This window comes from Arenibacter sp. F26102, assembly GCF_023015865.1.
Lineage (GTDB): Bacteria > Bacteroidota > Bacteroidia > Flavobacteriales > Flavobacteriaceae > Arenibacter.
Map to the genome: position 1 here is coordinate 377,647 of NZ_JALKBC010000006.1, position 23,741 is coordinate 401,387.

Here is a 23,741-nt window from a genome sequence, read left to right on the forward strand (position 1 = left end):
TGACATTATTCCAGACTATTTTATCCTTAATTTTATAAAGTATTACCAACTTTTAAAATATAGATGACTCAACCTACCACCTATCTTCCTCATCCGCAACTGCAGGAATATATTGCCAGCTATGGCATATTAGAAATTCCAGAAGGGGTCCACGGGCCCTATTTTTCCCCTCCTTTAGGGTTGAGCGGATTTATTATCCAAGCAATCAACACTCAGAATAAGGTAGTTTCAAAACTAGAAGGAGAAGATTTCTTTACAGATAACGCTGTGGCTACCGGACAAGTAACCTATCCGGTTTATGGGCAGCTCAGTGGTCAAGTTAAAACGATAATGGTATTTTTCCAGCCGCTCGGTATGCATCAACTATTTGGGACCGATATGTCTTCCTTAAAAAACAAGTCCATGACCTTAAATGACTTTCTTGGCAAAGAGAAAGCTGATAAGCTGTTGGGTACATTAAGGGCAGATCAAAACAACAAGCGACAAATCGATGTCTTGAATGATTTTTTTATAGGTCTAAATACTAAAGGGAAAGAAATAGATAACATCCCTAAGGTCCTCGAATTTATCCATAATAATAAAGGAGGAGTTTCCATAAAGGAAATTGAACAAAATTGTCATTGCCATCGAAAAACGTTGGAAAGACACTTCAAAAAAATGATAGGATTGTCCCCAAAAGTATACACCCAAATTTATCAATTTAAATGCTTGATAAATTTGTTACAGGCGCAGCCTGAGGTCACATGGTCCCAGCTGGCAGACAAAGCAGGGTATTTTGACCAATCGCACATGTCCCGATATGTAAAAGAATATTTAAAGGTTTCCCCCAACAGTATAGTGGAGTTGGATATGGATTTCATTAATTACCTTCTAAGACGATAAGCACCTTTCCATGCATTTGTCTCAATGGCATAAAAGAGGGAGATCTAATAAAATAGAATTCATCAATCCAGGTATTCCGCTTAAGCCTTGCTGATTATGTCGCATTTGTACAAGACAAAGAAAATATTTATACTTAACTTACGCGCTTAATTGTTTAAGCTGAATTGTAAAATTATAGTTTACAGGCAGGTCAACCACCTATAAAAATTTACGGGTACATGTAAAGTTGCTTTTTATTTGAATTAGCATTCTTAATCTAGAAACAACCAAACAATATTCTAATTAAGGCCTGCCTGTTTTTTTAGACAACAAATGAATATTACTAATCTGTTCCCCATCCAAATTTCTTAGAAATTTATTAAACTTTTAGTACAGCAAAAGAGTTTATACCCTAACTATTTAATCTCCTTGGACTCAGCTGCATTTACAAAAAGAATGTTCCCAATACCCCCATAACCGTCAAATGCCTTGGCACCCATGTGCTCAACTGCCTTTTCTACAAATCCTACGATGGTTAAATCGGCTTCCTTGGATTTCTCATTGATGATATGTTTAATACTAATGTCAGATTTCTGGGCAATAAACTCAATGTTTTTTGGGGAAATGGGCAACTGTCCCGTTTGGATTAGCAAGAATAGCCGCTCTCGCTCCTCATCTATGGAATCCTCGGGAAAAACAGCGTGAATATTGATTGTTGCCTCCTTCCAATCTGGATGTCCCAACAAGATATAGGCAAGTAGGATCATAAGATTGGCATTTTCAAAATCATAAGGTGAAATCCATAGGTGAATCTGCTTCATTAGCCCAAATCCCCGCTCAGAACTGGCCAAAATAATGAGATCGAAATCCACAGATTTAATAAGTCCAAGATTATCCACTATATCCAACAAATTATCAGGATGGTTTTTGTGATATTCAAACAAAAGAAGATTATTTTCCTTGCCGGCTATTCCTGGCAACTGAATGATCTGTGCCACGGTAGAGGTAAATGATGGGGAAACTATGGTATCTATAAAAACATTGCTTTTGCTAACGTCTGCCATGGCTATCAATTGTTTCTTACAGTTGGCGGCCTCCAGATTGGTCTCTTTGGACAAATACCCCTTAATGTAATGGATATAGGTTCCAAAACCATAACGATAGGCAATCCACCGTAATAATTGAAAAGCGGAAAATCTAACAAAACTATCTTCTGAAATGGCAATGGTCGAGGGTCGCCAGCTTCGCGTTTTTTCTTTTTCCGTTTTTTGAAGAAAAACCTGCATTTGCCGGCTTAGCTGAAAAATAACCCCTTGAAAAATGACAGCAAGATTTCTTTTGTCCTGATTATAATTCACAACCCATAAGAACAAAATCAATATCATAACTATGGCTATTAAGGCATAGGCTGCATTCATAAAAAACATCAGGGCAAAACAACTAATGGCCCCAAACAAGGACACGTACCAACGGGATCTAAATTTTGGCCGGTAAGATGGGTCGGCTGCAAAATGGTTCAAAAAGGAAATAAGACATAGCGATCCATAGGCTACCATAAAAAACATGGATATAATCTGTGCCACACTATCCAAGGCTCCCATAAGAATAAATACGCCGGCAATCATAATGGTCAGGACCGAGGCATTATAAGGCTCATCTTTTTTCCCTTTACCCTTGGATAACCACTGGTTAAATTTAGGCGTAGGAAAAATTCCGTCGCGAGCAATGGCCTGCAACGTGCGGGGAGCAACCATAATACTTCCCAGAGCCGAGGAAATGGTTGCCGCTGCCAGTCCGATCGGAATTATCAACCAGCCCTGCCAGGCGATATCTGCCATAATCAACCTTGAAGTATCTGCCAATTCCTGAGGTGGTGCCGATACCGCCAATTTCCAAGCAATTAAGAAGTACATGAGCATTCCGCATAGCGTAGCTGCCAAGGTTCCATAAGGAATTGATTTTCCAGGGTTCTTGAGGTCGCCGGACAATCCTACTCCAGCGGTCATCCCCGTAAAAGCTGGAAAGATGATTGAAAAAACAATGAAAAATCCTATGGCCTCGGGGAGTCCATTTTCATTTCTATTTTCTGGGGCCGGTCCAATTTCAGCCCTCCGATCATTTTCAAATGGTCGCCCTAATGTAAGGCTATCAGATCCATAATTATTTGCGTCTTCCGATGTAGTGGGGTTAATTACAAAAGCATCTGGTCTTTCCATCACATCCACTCTGGTCTTAAATGGATCAAAATCATGTGACTTACTATATTCCGTTGTGCCAATAAAAAATGCCACTAAGGAAATAGCAAGAATGGCTACTACCGTATACAGCAGCTTAACACCTAGATCCGCACCTTTGGTCAGCATAACATAGGTAAGCAGAAAAAGGCCAGGTATGCCAACAGTCTGTTTCTGCCGTAACAGCCATACAATCCAATCCGGCATGGATATGGTAGCTATCAACCAATCAAAAAAGATGGTGAACGCCTCCGAAAATGCCATCACGTAAAAAGCTACACTTATAGCTTGGGACAAATAAAGGGCAATGCCAATGGTAGAACCGATAACCAGTCCAAAAGAACGGGAAATAATGTAGTACTCCCCTCCTCCTTCCACTTTCTGATTGGTCGCAATTTCTGCAATGGCCATCGCTGTGGGAATGGTCACCGCATGCCCGATTAAAATTATGGCAATAGCTCCCAAAAATCCAACCTGCCCTACAGCAAAACCAAATCGGAGAAACATAATGGCACCTAAAATTGTGGCAATGGCCGTGAAAAAAACGGGGGCGGTACCGAAAGTTTGAACTTTGTTTACGAAGTTCTGCTGCATATGTTATAAATATTGATACTGGTTGGGCTAAAATTGTGCGCACTACAATTCGGTTAATGACGGATATAAGGCCTTCCTTCTTAAAATCCTGTCACAATCAACCATGTAAAGCGGGCTCCAAATAATCCATCGATCATTTAATCCTCCAATCCACATCGGACCATTTTTTCTACGATTCTTCTAACAAGATACAAAAAGGGTATTCTTTTATCGATATTGAAGGCTATTAAAAGGTCCTATTTGTCAAGGTTCCAAATAATTGCATGAAAAAAAGATTCCCTACACCCCCTGATCGTTGTATAAAACACGAAATACAGTTTAATCTTAGTCTGCAGGTTATCTGCACTCCTGACATAAATTTAATCCTTTGCGGAAAACCGTAAGGGATTGTCTTTCTATAGGAATAGGTTTGCCTAAAGAAATAAGAAGGTAATCATAATTAAAGAGACCCAGTTCCGTGCAATAATAGCCATAGGCAGTCATACGGGCCAGCTTGCTGAAAAGGTTTTCGGGGGAACTAACCAATTAGGCAGGCTTGGCCTTTATAATCGACTATTTATTTAACCAATGTGCATTTGATACTACCGACAATTTAAATTAACCTACATAAATCAGTCTTTCCCGTTTTGGAAAGAGCAAAATTTACCGAAATCTCAATGATATGGCATAAAATTATTACAACAATATCAACTCTTTGTTTGGATAGGAATTTCTCTATATTTCTTAAATCCTACTTTGAATGATTACTAACTATTATCAAAAAATGTACTATTTTCCTACTTTTATTAATCGATTAAGCTTACATATTTAAAATACTAAAAGTTATTTCCATTATTAAACCAAAAAAAAGTCACTAAACCAGGATAAGTTTAACCCCATAAGTGTACAACTTATCGAATTTTATCTAGAAATGGGTGATTGACAAGACTCTACAGGTAAAATGTTAAAATGATTTTCATATACTTGTCCAAAATATTGAATGCGCTTTTAGTCCTAGGATAAAAAGTTTCCCCTGCAAAATAATATTTATATCGTACCCCACATGCGAATATGAATTAGCCTCGAGAATGCTTTGGTTTTAATTAACCAAACCATTTTGAATGATTAAAAATTACTTTTGCAAAAAATTATACAGACTGCTTTCCATGGACTTTGATCCATGTTTTTCCGTACGTTTTTTAAGTTCCAAATTAAAGCTCCGTTCCTCGGTCAGCTTTCTTTTCGCCTATATATACTCCCACACCATATTCAATCAATTTTTTTACGCAGAATTATGAAAAAAATCACCCTACTCCCTATTCTTTTTTTCTATTCCTTTCTTGCATTTAGTCAAACTCCTTGCTCCGATCTAAGTTTATTGGATTGTAACGAGGTAGAAGTGACTCTGCCAGTCAATTTAAATTTCGATGGAAACCAAGGCGGTATTTTGTCGACCGGTTTTACAATGGTAGACCCACCTTCCACTATATTAACGGGAGACGACGACATTAATGACGACGATGTTCCTGGCCTGGTAGCCCAGAATATTTACCTATCCAATGGGGTTCTGAACGTTACTGCCACCAACGGAATAAATTACAGTCAACTTTCCGGATCTCCAAACAGCACCTTTACAAATTCCCAGATCAATGCCCTTGGGGTAGGGTTTAAGGCCGCTTCCAACGTCATCGATATTTCCGCAGTCATTGATCAGCCAAATTTTACGGGTAGTCTTAATGGCACAGCTACAAATGGTTCACAACAGGCAGGAATATGGTTTGGATTAAATGAAAACAATTTTGCCAAGTTGGTCGTGGTAAAAGCAAATGCTACCCAGCAAAAGATTCAGTTTGCACTGGAACAGACCGACCCCAATAATGCTGCGAATTTGATTATAACGGAATTAAATACGGGTAACTTTAATACAAGCGGAGTATCACAAATAAGTTTTCGTATTTCCATTAACCCCTCGGATAATTCGGTAAGGGGATTTTACAGTTTGGACGGTGGCAGCGAAATTCAAGTGGCGCAGTCGGGAATCAATTTCTTGACGGCTCCGACAACTTTTCTCAATGGAATTGATCACGATAACAATATAGGCACTAATAATCTAACGTTTGCCGGAATAATGACCTCTACCAGAAGGGCTACTGGAGGTTCTATGGATATTTCATACAATTCATTTTCTGTGACGGAAAACATCACTCCTTTTGTAGCGCATATTAACTTTCAAAACAATCCATCTTTTACAACACCTCCTATAGGTTACTTAGCGGATTATGGTAAAGCCTTCGGCAATTCTAGTGTCACTATAGGAACCGATAACTATGAATATGGCTGGAAATTGGCTTCAGACGGAAATACACCTATAGATATTTCAAATGAAGCATCCAATAATGGTGGTTCCGGGGCTGCTGGAGGTGCAGGAAGAAATAGAATAGCTGGGACATACTCTGCAGCCACAGTCCAAGAAAAATTAGAGGGAACATTAATGCACTTTCAAGGAGATAATGTCATGTCCAATACTGGCGGAACCCAACCATGGGGTAGTCAACCCCGAGGCAATGAAGCAATATGGGAACTTGAAATTCCCAATGGGATCTATGCGGTGACGATCGGCCTAGGCGATAAAGATGTAAATAATCTTGACAGTAGACATAGTGCCACATTGGAGGGTTATACCGTTATTCCCGCCTTTGTCCCAAATCCAGGTCAAACAGTTGTTGAAACCATGATTGTTGAGGTATCCGATGGATTTTTAACTATGAACGGATTTGGGGGATTCAACTCTAAGATTACACATATTGATGTGATCGAAAGTACTGGAACGCCCGTTAATGGGGTTCTTGCCTTCTCACCAAACGCTACTAGCGAATCTATAGAAGCCGGCGGCACAAGCACTTTTTCCAGCACGCTATCTGGCGCTGGAGCAACAAATATTGGTTTAACAATCAATGACAATATAAATTCTGTTGATAAGCTCAACACCGGGTCCAATGATTGGTTAACCTTACCAACAACCAATACTTTAGGTCTTTTTGATTTTACAATAGACGCTACCAACTTGGTTGAAAACGATACCAGAAACAATAAAATAATTGCAACAGCCAAGGGTTTTATACCCGCAGAATTAAATGCTGATTTAACGGCAACTGCTGTTACCGTTTCAGAAATTACTGCACCTTTCCGCATGAACGTTTTTGGACAGGACTATACAAAAGATTCGGATCTATATATCGCGGAGACCCCGGGTTATTTGGTGGAGACACAGCCTACGGAAACATCCAATACGCCTTATACCATCGCAGGCGGTCATTCCGAGCTCTATCATCCTAGGAGGTTCGGCTCAGAATTTAGTTATAATTTCCCCATTGCCAATGGCAACTACACTATAGCTATTCATAGTCTAGAGAATTACTTTAATACCGCTGGCGCCAGAATTTTTGATATTTCAATAGAAGGAAACACCGTCATCAGCGACTTAGATCTTTTTGCCACCTACGGCCAAGGGGCTTTGGGTCTATTGAGTTTTGAAGTGGAAGTGCTAGATGGAGAACTCAACATAGATTTTTTAGCATCTACCAATAAAGCTATAGTACAGGCTATTGAAATATTGCCAGCGGCACAAAGTAGCGAGAAAGACATATTGACTTTCGCCTTGGCGGAACAAACTGATGAGGTCACTATTGACGAAGGCAACCATACTGTCACCATAGAGGTAAACAACGGCACTGATATTACCGACCTATTACCTACCATTACTGTTTCAGATAATGCAACAATTAATCCGGCTTCTGGTGTATCCAATGATTTCACGAATACGGCAAATTATACTGTAACCGCCGAGGACGGCACAACCCAGGTGTGGTCCGTTAACGTTACCGAGGTAGCCCTTATCAACACAGCACCACAAATAACCTCAGCGACTACCAAAGAGGTTGTAGAAAATCAGACTGCTGCTATTGATGTGGACGCCACTGACGACAACGATTCCGAAGGCTCAGGCCTGACTTTTTCCTTTAGCGGTGGCAATGATGATGGACAATTTAACATTGATGCCAGCACAGGAGTAGTTTCTTTCGTAATAGCTCCCGATTTTAAGGTACCAGCAGACTCCGATGCCGATAATATTTACGATATACAAGTAACTGTTACGGATTCAGAAAGTCTTTCAATCACCCAAGATATTGCGATTACCGTAACGGACGAACTTGAGGTCCCGACCAATGAATTCTCCTATATCGAGAATTTCACATACTCTCCTGGCAATCTTAAAGTCGTTTCTGGTGGGGCCTGGACTCCTGAGGTCAATAATACAAGCGGTATAGAGCTGCCCGATGCCCCTGTTGTGGCAGAAGGCCTTACAAGTGGCACTACCCACTCCTTGAATATAGAAAACCTGAACACCACCATAGACTATATAACGCTTATTAACAATCCTGCCGACCTCATTGCCAATGTTCCTTTCTATTTTGGTACCTATTTTAAATTTTCCGAAATAGGAACGGGGAATTCAAACAGAATTCGTGTCGCTATTCGAGTAGATGACGATGCACCAGGTGAACAGTGGATAAGACAGATTATTGGAAGATATGATGGCAATATAAAAGCTAGATTAGGATTAGCTGGACCAAATTCCAACGCTGGTGAGCAAGACCTTTATGAAGACCAATTGTTACAATTTGTTGTAAGGGGAGTTTGGGATGGTATAGGGACTATAACATATCAATATACTTTATCTCCTACCCTTACGGAAGGTGATAATTCATGGCTTACGGCAACAACCGAACATTCAACTTCAGGAACCCCTAAATTGGGACGTATCTTCATCGGTTCTACCTCTGCCAACAATACCGGTAAAATAGGCCCCATTCGCTTGGGCACGGATTATTCGGAGGTAGTCACCGAATTGATAAACAATGTGCCAATTGCAAGTTTTACTACTTCTATTTCGGATTTAACCGTTAATTTGGATGCTACTTCCTCGCAGGATGATGGTTCTCTTACTGCCTATGATTGGGATTTTGGAAATGGTGACACTGCGAATGGAGAAACGGTGTCCTATGGATATCCCACTGCTGGCACATACACAATATCTTTAACGGTAACGGATGACCAGGGTCTTACTAGTGTCCCTGCAAATCACGAGGTGACTGTAGAAGCGCCATTGGTCGTTACTTCCTTTCCTTATAACGTGAATTTTCAAGATGCTGCTACAACTCCACCAACGGGGTATGTTAAAGATTATGGATTGCCCTATGGCACAAACGAAGGTGGTCTTACCTATGGTTGGATAAAACTTTCTGATGGCCAGCCAATAGATCTGACAACTCCAAGCAATGGTGTTGGTCGTAATCGCGGTACATATCCTGGATTGGATTTATCACAGCAGACCTTGGTTCATATGCAAGGGAATCATGTTGGCAGTTGGACAGGCAATAGGCACAATGAAGGCGTTTGGGAAATTGAAGTTCCCAATGGTTGGTATAAGGTTTCTGTTAGTGTTGGGGATCCAAATCAAGATGGTAACCTAATTGAGACACCAGATCATTTTTTAAGTGTTGAGGGAATAACTGCCATTGATATTTATGATGTAGATTCCAATTTGCCCAATGGGGACCCTGGACGTTTTAGCAGTGGTACCGTAGTGGTGCAAGTATTGGATGGCAAGCTTACGCTTGATGCCGATAATCCTCTTGCAAACAACACCAAAATCAATTCAGCTGTAATCTCTGAGGCTACAGATCCAAGATCAATCGAGACAGATATTCTAACCTTTGTATTATCTGAAGATACTGCAACAGCAAACATTGACACTGATAACCATTCAGTAACTCTTGAAGTTCCCAACGGTACAGGTCTAACCTTAACGCCTACGATAACCTTGTCCGATGGTGCTACCATATCACCACTATCAGGTATCTCACAGGATTTCAGCACACAGATAAATTATACGGTTACCGCAGAGGATGAAAGCACTTCCCAAATTTGGGAAGTAACTATCACCGAAGCTTCCCCTCCCAATAGTACCCCAGTGGTGGATAATCAGTCCTTTGCAGTAGCAGAAGACGCAGCTCTAAATAGCATTGTCGGGACCGTTGTAGCTACGGACGATGGTACAGTAGTGTACAGCATAACTGCAGGAAATGAGAGCGGTACGTTTGCAATGGACGGGACAACAGGGGAAATCACGGTTTTGACCTCACTTGATTTTGAGACTACCAATCAGTATTTGTTGACAGTAGAAGTCTCTGACGGGGAGCTAACTGATGACGCTATTGTAACAATAGACATTTCCGATGTTATTGAAATAGAACCTTGTAATCCACTGAGTACCCTACCATGTGATCAAATTGTAACAACATTGCCCTTGAACCTGGCATTTGATGGTTCTGAAGGAGGATTGATAGACAACAATGGGAATGGTACTGGCTTTACCATGGCAGATTCTCATTCAGGAAATAGACTTACTGAAGATCTGCCTATAAGCACCTCGGGTGTAAATGGCTATGAACCTTCAAAATTGAACATTGTCAATTCCAATCTAGTGCTAACCTCCTCTAAAGGGATTGCCTATGTAGATAACAATGCCCAAGTGAATACCTTGGGAGTTGGACTGCAAAATATTAGCACACCATTGACCATAGAGACTAAATTATTAGGTATCGTTACAGGTGGTGGTTCGGCTCAGGCAGGAATCTGGTTTGGTGCCGATGATGAAAATTTCGTAAAGCTGAATGTGAACGGTGACAATATTGAAATGCGTCGTGAAATTGGAGGAATTTCCCTAAATGGAGGTACTTCACCAGATCAAATTGCATTGTCCAATGTAGGAGTATCCGGCAATGATGTAACCTTAAGATTGGTAATTGACCCTATAGCATCTACGCTTACCGCCTATTATGCCATTGACAATGGCACATTTGTTCAGCTTACCAAGACCAACTATGATAATCTTGTCCTTCCCCAAGAATACTTGGACGGCAAACAGTTAAGTATAGAAAATGGTTCTGCAAGCTTTGCAGGAGTTTATACTACCTATAGAAATGGTACAAGCTTTGACACCACATTTGATTATTTCTCAGTTTCGGAAGAGAACAATCCGCCGGTAATTGTTGACCAAAATTTTGCAGTAGCAGAAGATGCAACGCTAAATAGTGTTGTTGGTACCGTTGTAGCAACGGACGAGGGCTCACTAACATATGCTATTACCGCAGGCAATGGAGGTGGAGTGTTCGCCATTGATGGTAGCAACGGAGAGATTACACTATTAACGGCACTTGACTATGACACAACACCACAATATGTCTTGACAATTGAAGTAAGCGATGGTACCAACAATGTTTCTGCAAATATTACCATAGATGTCAATGATGGCGTGGAAGTGCTTCCCTGTAGTCCACTTAGTACTTTGCCCTGTGACCAAATTGAAACCGCACTACCATTGTCACTTGACTTTACATCGGACAATGGAAATCTATCACAATCTGGTATGACCATGGTCATGGAACCAAGTGAGCGCTTAACTGAAGATGTGGCAATTGCAGACCCCAATGTATTGGGTTATGCACCTAGCCTAATTTCACAAAGCAATTTGGGCTTAACTCTGACGAGCACCAAAGGTATCTTTTACAGCCAGTTGGCTTCCCAAGGTACCCCAAGTAGGGCCAATACCAATTCTCAAATGAACGCCTTAGGGGTAGGTCTAACCACCCCCACTACTACTTTTAGTATTTCTTCAACTTTGGAAAATCCGGATTTTTCAGGCAGTACTGGGAATGGCGCCCAACAGGCTGGTATTTGGTTCGGTCTAGACGAGGACCATTATATTAAATTGGCCCTTATAAAAACAGGCACTACTACTACCAAAAAAGTACAGTTACAGGTAGAGAATATGGACCAAAATACCACACAAACGGCATTTTTGGAACTAGATACCCCAAATATAGGCTCCAACACTGGAGAGATTACCTTGAGAATGGAATTAGACCCTGTAAACAACACGGTCAGAGGATACTATACCCTTGAGGGCGGTAGCGAAATCTTAATTTCCGAAGAGGGAGTAGATTTCTTTCCTGTTCCGGCCAACTACTTTGCGGGTACTTCATATGAAATAGTCAATCCTTCGAATACTTTAAATTTCGCCGGAATATATACAACACATCGCAATGCGCCAGTGGATCAGTCAATAACAGTTCTATTTAAAGCATTTGAAATTGATGCGGAGCAACCTGCACTTGCATTGAATTTTGACGCTACAGTACTAAATTTCTCGGGTGCAGCTGGTGAAAACATTACCCCTCAAACAGTAACAGTGACAGCTAATTCAGGCAATCCAACCATTACGCTTTCAGATGACCCTGATGCTGGTGGGTGGTTGATTTTACCTGCAGACCCAGAGTTGGGAACTTTAGAATTGGGTATCCTTCCCAATCTTCCAGTGGGCAACTACAGTACTACACTATTTGCTCTTGATCAACCGGACATGGGCTATATCAACGCCGAAATGACAATTAATCTTGAAATCACGGAGCCCATAAATAACTTTGCCGTTAATGTTAATTTTTCGGATGCGGCCTCCGCAGCCCCTTCGGGTTACGAGAAAGATGCCGGTGATGCCTACGCAAATAGGGGCAACGGTTATAGTTACGGATGGTTGGATGCCAATACCTCTGCCCCGGCAGATCTTACCAAAAATGGTAGAAACAGAGAAATCACTGGAGTAAGTGATCTTAACAACACCTTGTTACATCTGCAATATGGCAATGTATCAGCAAATGCTGCCAATGGATATTTACCAGATGCCAAATGGGAAATTGAAGTTCCAAATGGTAGTTATTTGGTAACCGTATTCGTAGGTGACCCTACTGTGGATAATCCGGCTGCAAATATTCCCGCACACCGGATAAATGCCGAAGGTATAAATTTGGTAGATAATTATATCCCAACTGGAGCCATAGGCAGCAGTACTCGTTTTACTTCTGGAAGTACAACAGTCAATGTTACCGACGGCAGATTGACCATTGACCCCCTAAACGGAGGGCACAATACCAAAATAAATAGTATTCAGATTGTCTCGACAACAACGACCATACAAACCCCACGAGTGGCCGGTGTAACTCCATCCGACGGAGCCATAAATATTTCCGTAACACCTACAATATCAGCCAACGAACTCTTCCTTCCAAATTTTGACGATGAAGGAAATGCTGGTGTCGACAATACTACAATAACCACTGCTACCGTTAAATTGTTCAAACAAGGAAACACTACCCCAATAGGGGCCAGTGTTAACGGAACAGGAGGTGGTGACGCCATCAACTTAGCGCCAAACCAACCTTTGGAAGCCAATACGACCTATATCTTAGTAATAGATGGCGTTTTAGATCTAGTGGGGGAACCTTTTGAATTCTTCACATCATCTTTCACGACAGGCAGTGGAAATACCGGCCCGGTTACGGACCTTGATAACGTTGCCTTTACAAATGCTGGCGCAGTAGCCAATAATGGTGGTGCTAATGGTGCTGGATATTCCACATTGACCATAGGCCCCGACGGAAAATTATATGGCTTGGTAATAAGCGGTGACATACACAGATGGACCATCAATGCAGATGGTACCTTGGCCAACAAAGAAATTTTAAACAACTGGAAGAGTGCCGAGCAAGGTAATTATAGTAGTCGCACAGCCGTTGGTCTTACGTTTGACCCCGCTGCTACAGCCAATAATTTAATTGCCTATATAACCCACGATTCCGGTGGTTTGAACAATGCCCCTGCCTGGGATGGAAAACTTTCCCGATTAACAGGTGCCAATCTTGAAGTACACGATCTTATCCTGACCAATTTACCAAGATCTAAAAAGGATCACTTAACAAACAGCATGGTCTTCAAGAATGGAGAACCTGGGGTAATCTATTTTAATCAAGGAAGCAATAGTGCCGCAGGAGCCCCTGACAATGCTTGGGGAAATAGAAAGGAACGACTTCTTTCCGGTGCCGCATTACGTCTGGACCTAGCCAAGCTTCCGGAAGGTCAATGGCCTTTAAATGTAAAGACTACCATGGACCCAGTGGCGATTAACAATGTTGATGTTAATTCCCCTACACTGGCTTCTACAGTCGCCAATTATACGGAAGATGGTCAAACTTTGGCGGATGATGGAACTTATAATCCATTTTATGTTAATGCACCATTAACGTTATTTGCAACTGGAATACGAAATGCCTACGATTTGGTTTGGCATAGTAATGGCCAGTTGTACATCCCTACCAATGGCACTGCAGGAGGAAGTAATGCTCCGGCCTCTATCAATGGGACAAGAAGACCGGATGGTACTTTTTATGACCATAGCAATCCCCTTTATCCTGTAATTCCTTCTTCCAATGGCAACAATGTGCAAAGGGATTGGTTGTTCAGGGTAGACCCTAATTCTCCCTTAGGCTTTTACGGACACCCCAACCCTTTATTGGGGCAATTTGTGCTAAACAGAGGTGATGCCGATGTAAACAATAGTGCATATAACGGGGTCGAAGCAGACATTAACTATCGAGGAGCTGCATTTGATTTCGAATTTAACAAATCACCCAACGGTGTCATTGAATATAGGAGTAATGCCGAAAATGGCAACTTACAAGGCGCCCTTTTGGTAGTGAGATATAGTGGCAGTAGCGACATCATAGCTTTGGTTCCCGATGGTCCAAACGGTGATATTCTTACCTATAAAACAGGTATACCTGGATTTACCGGGTTCACAGACCCATTGGATTTGGTTGAAGATGTTTCTAATGGTAACATCTATGTATCCGATTATACCCGAACAGAAATCGTATTATTGAAACCGAGTAACCAGGCCGCGCCTACACCACTCATCGTTTTAAATACCGAAGAAGTTACCGGTGATGCCATAGCCAATTCTGGTACATTTACCCAAGAGGTATTGTTCTCCAATTTAGGGAACGCTACCTTGACCAATATACAAGCGGAATTAACAGGTGCCAATGCCGGTGAATTTAGCATAGTTGGCATGCCATCAAGTATAAATTCTCAGAACTCAGCTTCTTTTGAAGTACTATTTACTCCCACCTCCAACGGACCCAAATTCGCAGAGTTAACAATTACGGGAACAGATGCGGAACCAGTAGTTATAGCTATTAATGGTTTAGGGAAAACTGGAACAGGTGGCAATAACGAACCATCTTTACAATGGATATTGGATACACACTTGGGAGCGGGATCGGTAAACGTTGGTGATACCAATGTGGCCACAAACCTTATAGATCTTCCAAATGGATCAACCTATAATGATATATTAGGGGATGAAGTGGCCATAGAGCAATTCGAACGTGCCATTGATGCGCCCGTAACCTTGGAGTTGTTGAGCGTATATGGCCCAACTACAACCAATCCAGTTGTAGCCTTTGGATGGTACAATAGCGGAAATGCAGCTTCTACAACTGAACTGTTTACGGTTACAAATTCGCCTACAAGTAATGGACAGACTTTAAATGCTCCTATTGCGGGGGTTTCCGAGTTTGATCCAGGTGTAGAAAGTTTTGGCTTCTACAGTAGATGGCCTGCCTTCAACAATCGACAATTGTTTAGTGAAGATGCCTTAAATACCTTCACCGGAGCCATTCCGCATCATGTACGGGTCTACGAACTTCCCGGCGAGAGCAACGCATACATTATAGCTACTGAAGAGCATATTTCTGGATTCGACTATCAGGATATCGTAATTATAGCCAGAAATATTAGACCTTTTAATAGTACTCCAAATGAGGCGTGTTCACCAATAAGTACCTTGGACTGCGAAGAACTGGCAGTAGCACTTCCCTTCTCTCTTGCTTTAGATGGAACTGAAGGAGCGCTGGCCAATACAGGTTTTACCATGGTAGACAATCCTTCCGCAAGACTGGCGGAAGATGGAGCAGTATATAATGCGAACGTTCCTGGATTTGAACCAGGGCAAATAAATTTCTCAAATGGTAATTTATTGCTAACAACCAACAAGGGAATTGCCTTCTCCTCCAATTCATCAAGTACGGAGGTAAATTCACAAATAAATACACTTGGAGTGGGAATAGATGCTGGCGATAATGGCAATTTCAGTATCACAACCACAATAATAAATCCTTATACCGATAGCACCAACAACTCGGAGCAGGCAGGTATTTGGTTCGGTCTGAATGAAGATAATTTTGTTAAACTGATTGCCAATGGCGCTTCACAAATAGAATTGCGTTCAGAGATAAATGCAGTTTCCAATAATGTAGATCAAGTGATAGAAGTAGTGCCCAATTTAAATACGAGCTCGGTGCAACTTCGATTATATGTAGATACTGACAATGATCAACTTGTGGCTTTCTATTCCTTGAACGGAGGCAATGAAACCCAGTTGGGCTCCCTGCCTTTACCTGCGGCCTATCTCAGTGGTAATGCCAACTACGACAACTTAAGCTTTGCTGGTATTTTTGCTACCAAAAGACGTGAGGCAGCAGCTACGGAAGTGGTATATACGATATCCGATTTTGCCATTACTCCCGATAATATCCCAGTTGTCTTTGAACCGATCAACATTAACTTCTCCCTACCGGAAGATGTTCCACCGACAGGTTATTTGGTCGATTCCGGACTGGGCTTTGGAGATAGAGGCAACACCTACAGTTACGGTTGGTTGACAACGAATGGACTTGCTCCATTGGATTTATCTGCCAATACCAGAAACAGAAATGTTGACAATGTTGATATTTTAAGAAATACGCTATTGCACATGCAATATGGCAATGTGGGAGGAACAACCGGAGTTTTAACCGAAGGTATATGGGAAATTGAGGTTCCAAACGGTAATTACATTGTAAGCGTAGGGGTTGGAGATCCTAATTTAGATGCTAAAGCAGGTACTGAACCTTTCCATTCCATTAATATTGAAGGAATAAATGCAATTGATCGCTATTCTCCAACAGGGGCGGTGGGCGCATCAACCAGATTTACCTCTGGTTCCGCTACAGTAACCGTAACAGACGGCAGATTGACCATAGATGCCTCTGGAGGTTTCAATACCAAGATCAACTCTATGACCATAACCCAGGATGGAACAATAACACAACCGTTCTTCGCCAATGTTACGCCAGGGAATAACAGTACCAATGTAGCTATAGAGAACTTTCAAATCAATGTAGAGGTGATAACTCCTTTGGGTTATGAGCTTGATAAAGCCACTTTGGCCGGAAACATAAATCTATACGAAGTAACAAACGCCGGAGAGGTATTGGTTCCGTCCAATTCAAATGATACGGGAGGCGGGGATGCAATTACGCTAACACCTTTAAGCAGCCTTAAAACCTTCACCACGTATACTTTCCGACTTACGAGTGATATTGAAGCCAATGTAGTGGGCGATATCAATGATCGCCTATCATTCTTGCCTTTTGAATCCCAATTTACAACAGGTGATGAAAATGTGGTTGTGGACCTGGATTTATCAGGTGTAGAATTCTTTAAAGTGGAAGGAGGTCCCCAATTGGGAGAAGGAACCACAAACCAACGTTTCTCCAGTCTTGTAATAGGACCTGATGGCAAACTATATGCAAGTACCATTGGCAACTTCAATTCGGATGGTAAGATCTACAGATGGGATATGGCGACCGATGGAACTTTGCAGAATTTGGAAATACTCTCTCCTGAACTGCTAGGAGCTGCACATCCAATAAGTGGTCCTAGAAATAATAACGACAGATTGATCATTGGCCTTGTTTTTGACCCAGCGTCAACGGCCGATAATCTAATTGCTTATGTTACACATAGTGCTGCATCCATTACGGACGGCCCTGAATGGGATGGCATTTTGTCCAAACTTACAGGACCTACACTTTCCAACGTCGAGGATTTGATCATTCACCTTCCAAGATCTGGTAAGGATCATTTAACAAATAGTATTGTCTTCGACCCACAAGGTAATATGTATATAAACCAAGGAAGTAATTCCGCGGGAGGCGAACCAGACCCCAACTGGGTAAATAGACCAGAAAGGTTATTGTCGGCATCGGTCTTAAAAGTTGATTTCAATAAAATGCCATCAATACTGCCTTTAAGCGTTTATACTACTGACAATATTGGAATAATAAATAGTGCGTCAGCTGCGAGCCTAACTATGAGCGATGGAACATATAATCCATACGCCACAAACGCTCCATTGACCATCTACGCCACTGGTATTCGTAATGCCTACGATTTAGTTTGGCATTCAAATGGCTGGTTATATATCCCTACCAATGGAACGGCAGGAAACAACAACAACTCACCAAACTCGCCTTCTACGGCCAACTATGATTTGGCAAGACGTATAGATGGCCTGACTACTATTCCATTTGCTCCAGCATTGAACGGTGGAGAAACACAAAAAGACTGGTTGTTTAAAACGCAAGGAGGTTCGTACCACGGACATCCCAATCCATATAGGGGAGAATTCGTATTAAATCACGGTGGAGCTCCATACAGTGGATTGCCGGGACAAGAAGAGACATCATATACCGATGTTGCCAAATATCCAGATAATCTAGGACCCGATCCCAACTATAGGGAGCCCGCATACGACTTCGGAAAAAATAAGTCTCCAAATGGGGCCATTGAATATCAAAGTAATGCCTTTGGCGGAAAACTAAAAGGCCTGCTTATGGTAGTTCGTTTTAGTGGTCAGGATGACTTGTTGGTAATGCAGCCAAAACCAGATGGAGATATCGCCAATGCCAATGGGGATGTTACCGGGCTTGGTGGTTTTGATGATCCTTTGGACGTGGTGGAAGATCCTCGGACAGGTAACATGTATATCTCGGAATACGATAGGGATAACAATGGAACACCAAAACTAACCCTATTAAGAGCAACAGTTCCTGCCATTTTAGGACCTGAAATTGCGGCTACTCCAGACGAATTGATTTTCGAGATGACAGTTAACAACGAAGGCAGTAACACAGATACCAAGGTCGTTACTATTACAAATAATGGTAATGCCGTATTAAATATCTCGAGTGCGAGTATCACTGGTGCATTTGCCGATCAGTTTGAGAGCGTTCTTCCTTCAGGCACCATAACATTGAATCCAGGCGAAAATCAGGATTACACGGTAACCTTTGCCCCAGATTTGGATGGTTCCAATTTAGGATATCAACAAGCAAGTTTGACAATTGAAAGCAACGATGCCGTAAACCCAACCTTTGAAGTAGGTCTTCATGGTCTGAAAAAAGCAGGATTTGAAGGCGGACAGGAACCTGCATTACAGGATGTTGTAGATGCCTTGGGCATTGGCATCAATGTTGGTTGGACATCTCTCTCTAGCTCTACCAATCCCAATCCGGTAGGTGACGAAGTAGAAGTAGAATTATGGGTAAAGGCAAGCGATGCACCTATAAACATTACTCCTGTGGGCCGTTATTCTCCCGCCGAGGAATTACCCTTTGGTTGGTACACTAATGATGGTAGCGTTACCCACTATGAAGTCGGAGTTTTGGCTGGAGGAATTGCCAATGCACAGACCCTCTTCCCTCCTGTTGCAACCGGAGATTCTTCATTTGACCCACAAGGATCTGTTTTCGGATTCTATGTGGAATCAGAAACGTTTGGAAGGTTTAATTATTCTGAAGATGCCATAAACACCGGAATAGCACACAGAACTAGAATATATCCCGTATTGGATCGTACAGGCAACCTTATTGAAAACAGCTATCTAATTACCTTTGAAGACGCTACCAACGGAGACTATCAAGATTACATGTTTATAATAGACAATGTATTTCCTTTCGAGGATGGCACCTTGGTATTGAATTTTGATGAGCAGGAAGTGGCATTTAATGCTGCCATGAATCAAGAAGATGTGCCTGTACAACAGTTAACACTTTTTGGAAATGGTGGTGTTACGGCCGGACAAATCAATTTGTCAGCTTCGGAAGATTGGGTTGTACTTCCAACTGATTTCGAACTTAATTCTCCGTTCGATTTAGGAATTGACACATCAGGACTGCCTTTAGGAACATATGAAGCAACTATAACTGCTACAGCACCCAACTATCTGGATGCCGTTATAAATGTTAGTTTAAAAATTACAAATGAGTTGGTCTATACCTATCAATTTAATTTTCAAGATCCCGATGATATTGAGACTTCACCTGCAGGTTATATTGATGACCTAGGAATGCCATATGGCACCCAAAGCACATCTTTGGGCGATATGACCTTTGGATGGGTGGATCCAGGTACTTTTATTCCTGCTGATGCAAGTGCAAATGCCAGAAATAGAAATAATGGCACCAATGACGATGCATTATTAAAAACGTTTACCATAATGGGACATAGTTCATCGGCCACTTACCCGCAGCTTGATTGGATAGTAAATGTTCCGAATGGCACCTATTCCGTAAATATTAGTGTTGGTGATCCGGATTATACCGACAGTAATCACGTGTTGGATGTGAACGAAGTGACCATTGTTGATTATAACCAAGAGAACATTGCCCCTGACGATTATAGTAATTTGGAAGAAACCAAATTGGTAGATGTTATAGACGGTACCCTTAGATTATCCTTAGGTACCGGAGGTGCCAATGCCAAACCAAATTATATACGACTGGCACCATTCGACGCTTCCTTGGTTCCACCAACTATTGTGGCCAATTTTGATGGAAACATTAGTGACACTGACACCTATCGAGGTAGCCTGCAAGTGAGCTTAGAGGCAATAGATGAAAGCAATAGTGGAGGCATCGCAAGACTGGAGTACACTCTAGACGATAACGCGGTTGAATCCTATGCCCAGCCATTTGACGTGGTAACGGAAGGAGCCCATACTTTGGTGGTAACTGCAGAAGATAATAATGGAAATACTTCCGAGAAGACTTATAACTTCATTATCGAGACCCCAACAGGTGCCCTATTGTCCATGGAAAACATGACCAAGGTTCCTGGGACAAACAGAGGGTTCCCAGCTGACGATTACTACACCTTCCATAGGTTAGGTTCACCTGGACAAGCACTGGTTCACGATACCAATGTAATGCGTTTAAACAATACCGGCACTGGCGACTTGGTCGTAACTGCAATCAATCTTTCGGATAGTAATGATTATACCTTCGAATTATTGGATGCCATAGGTACTACAGCTACTTTACCCATAAATATCGCAGCTGGAAGTTATGCTGATTTGGATATAACCTTTATAGGTACAACAGGCACCGGTTCAAATGGTATTTTCGTTGAAAGTATTGAAGTAGTTTCCAACGCCGACAACGCATTGGAAAATAAGGCAACGCTACACGGTGCTTATTCCCCACAACCTGAAGGTGGTGATGAAATTAACGCCCAAGAAGTGTTTGATGCATTTGGTTTCCAAACCAGTATGTTGAGCATTGTAAATGATGAGGGCACTATTGTTCCACCGAATACGAAAACCACCAATCCTAGCTCTAATTATCCAATTCCGGAAAATATAGAGGCAGGTTATGAGGGAGATATGATCCTGTCCAGCAATTTTGTTCAGGCAGATCCTTCCAAACCGGTTATAGGAATACAGTTATCGGCATTACATGGTGGACCGAGTTCGAATGGCTCCCAGTTTGTTGCTGTTAATGGAACCAGTACTGTAGGAGGAATGAACTTCTCCCATAATGCTAGTTATTACCAGACCTTATTGCCTAAAAACAATGCAGGAGCAATAAGTTTTGATACCGCAAATAGCATCTCAGGAGCCTTTAGGATTGCTGTATCCGGATATTTAACTTCCGGCGGCAATAATATAAATGGCAATAGACCTGATCTTTTAGGGGCAAGGGTTTACAAGGCCATCGATCATAATGGCAATGTAATTCCCAACGAATATATTGTATTGCAAGATTTTGTTCAGGGAGGATGTGGAGCAGGTTCTGCCAATTGTGACTGGAACGACAATACCTTCTATTTTATCAATATTAGACCAGAGGGAGTGCCTAGCGCTCAACCCATCGAAGATCTTTTGGTGAATGTGGACGAATTGTTCAATGTGGAAATCAACCAGTATTTTGACAATGGATATCCTGGGAATACCCTAGAGATTACAGCCACTATAAATGGAAGTGCGTTACCATCCTGGATGAGCTTTAATACTAATACAGGTGAAATTCAAGGTACGGTACCGACAGGTACAACCGGAAGCTTCCCAATTGTGTTGGAGGCAAAAGATGCCAACGGACTTTCAGCATCCACTACCCTAGTTGTGAACATAAACGAACCACCCGTTGCAGTAGATGACGAAGCGGTTACTGAAAAGAATTTGGCGATAAACCTAGATCAGTTACTCAGCAATGATTCCGAACCAAATGGAGAGGATGTACTAATAGTATCTGTGGATACTCCTCAAAACGGAACAGCGGAATTAAACTCCGAGGGTACTGAAGTACTGTATACCCCAAATAACGATTATTTTGGTCCAGATAGTTTTACATATACCATTGAGGACGAATCAGGGCTTACAGCAACAGCAAATGTTCTGATAACGGTGAATGAAGAGAATCAAGCACCATTGGCCATAATTTCTACAAATGTTAATGAGGGGCCAGCTGCATTGGTAGTATCATTCAATGGAAGTGGATCTACCGATGACAAAAATGACATTGCAGGCTACCTATGGGACTTTGGTGATGGATCGGTTAATTCCAATGAAATGATAACCGAACACACTTACACATCAGCAGGTGTATACACAGCAAGTCTAAGTGTTACAGATTCCGAAGGCCTGTCCAACACGGCTACGGTCACTATCACGGTTTCAACACCGCCCAACACCAATCCGGTAGCTGTTGCTACAGTTACCCGCGGTGCATCTGCCTTACAGTTTAACTTTAGTGGTTCCGCTTCCAACGATGGAGAAGGTGATCTTACCTATGCATGGGATTTTGGGGATGGTACTCCAGTAGCAACAGCAGTGTCTCCAACACATACCTATGCCGCATCAGGAATCTATACAGTGAAACTAACAGTGACAGATGAAGGAGGTTTGACCGATATTGCCACCATCAATGTAGACACCGAAGAACCTGTAATAGGGGATTTTGCACTGCGTATAAACGCTGGTGGGCCAGAAATTAATTATGATGGAAACGTCTTCTCTGCAGATCAGAACTTTGTTGGCGGGAAAGCGTATACCAATACCAGTGCTACGGTACCCGCATTGTACCAGACTGAACGCAGCGCCTCACCACCGACTTTCGGTTATGAAATACCGCTTCCCAATGGAGAGTACAGGGTAACGCTTCATTTTGCAGAAATATTTTTCGGAGCAAATGGAGGCGGTACCTTAGGAACGGCCCAACGAATTTTCGATGTGGTCATGGAAGGAAGCACCATTTTGGACGACTTTGATATCAATGCGGCCGTAGGTCCACAGACCATTACAACCCGAACCTTTGATGTTGTAGTTGAAGACGGTATTTTGAATCTAGGTTTTGATGCAACGGCACCAGATGGTGTAAACCAACCAAAACTGTCTGCTATTGAAATATTTGGTCTTACCGATCCCAACATTGCCCCTACCGCAGTGGCCACAGCTACTCCGTTGAACGGTACAGCACCGCTACAGGTGAACTTCACAGGAAGCGGATCTAGCGACCAGGAGACTCCGGACGCACTTACGTACGCATGGGATTTCGGAAACGGCGATTCCTCGTCCGCTACCAACCCGGTTTACACCTATACTACTGTAGGCAGCTTTACCGCTACCCTTACCGTGACTGATCCAGAGGGACTGCAGGACACCGCTACGGTTACCATCACGGTAGATGAGGAAGTCGTTGTGGACTGTACTCCGGTACCTTCCCCTTGGACCAATTCCGATATAGGAAACGTTGCCGCCAATGGCGAGGCCTGTTTCGACAACGGTCGTTTCGAGGTCAATGCCTCAGGTGCGGACATCTTCGGCAGTGCCGACGAGTTCCACTATGTCTATCAGGAACTACAGGGAGATGGGGAGATCATAGCCCAGTTAATGAGCCTTGAACAGACCAACGGTTGGGCCAAGGCCGGGGTGATGATGAGGAGCGACCTTGATGC

At 42.2% G+C, this 23,741-nt stretch carries 3 protein-coding genes; 2 read left to right on the forward strand and 1 reads right to left on the reverse strand.

Annotated features, from left to right (window positions below; translation table 11 throughout):
- Positions 1–63: 63 nt before the first annotated feature.
- Positions 64–882 (forward strand): AraC family transcriptional regulator, encoded by an 819-nt coding sequence (locus tag MWU78_RS11325; RefSeq protein WP_246997847.1) that lies wholly within the window; start codon positions 64–66, stop codon positions 880–882.
- A gap of 395 nt (positions 883–1,277) precedes the next feature.
- On the opposite strand, the gene MWU78_RS11330 is transcribed toward MWU78_RS11325, so the two are convergent.
- On the reverse strand, positions 1,278–3,689 hold the full coding sequence (locus MWU78_RS11330; RefSeq protein ID WP_246997848.1) for an amino acid permease: 2,412 nt from the start codon (positions 3,687–3,689) through the stop codon (positions 1,278–1,280).
- Positions 3,690–4,962: 1,273 nt separating this feature from the next.
- Here MWU78_RS11330 and MWU78_RS11335 point away from each other — a divergent pair.
- A partial coding sequence (locus tag MWU78_RS11335) for a PKD domain-containing protein (RefSeq protein WP_246997849.1) occupies positions 4,963–23,741 on the forward strand: 18,779 nt, incomplete at its 3' end.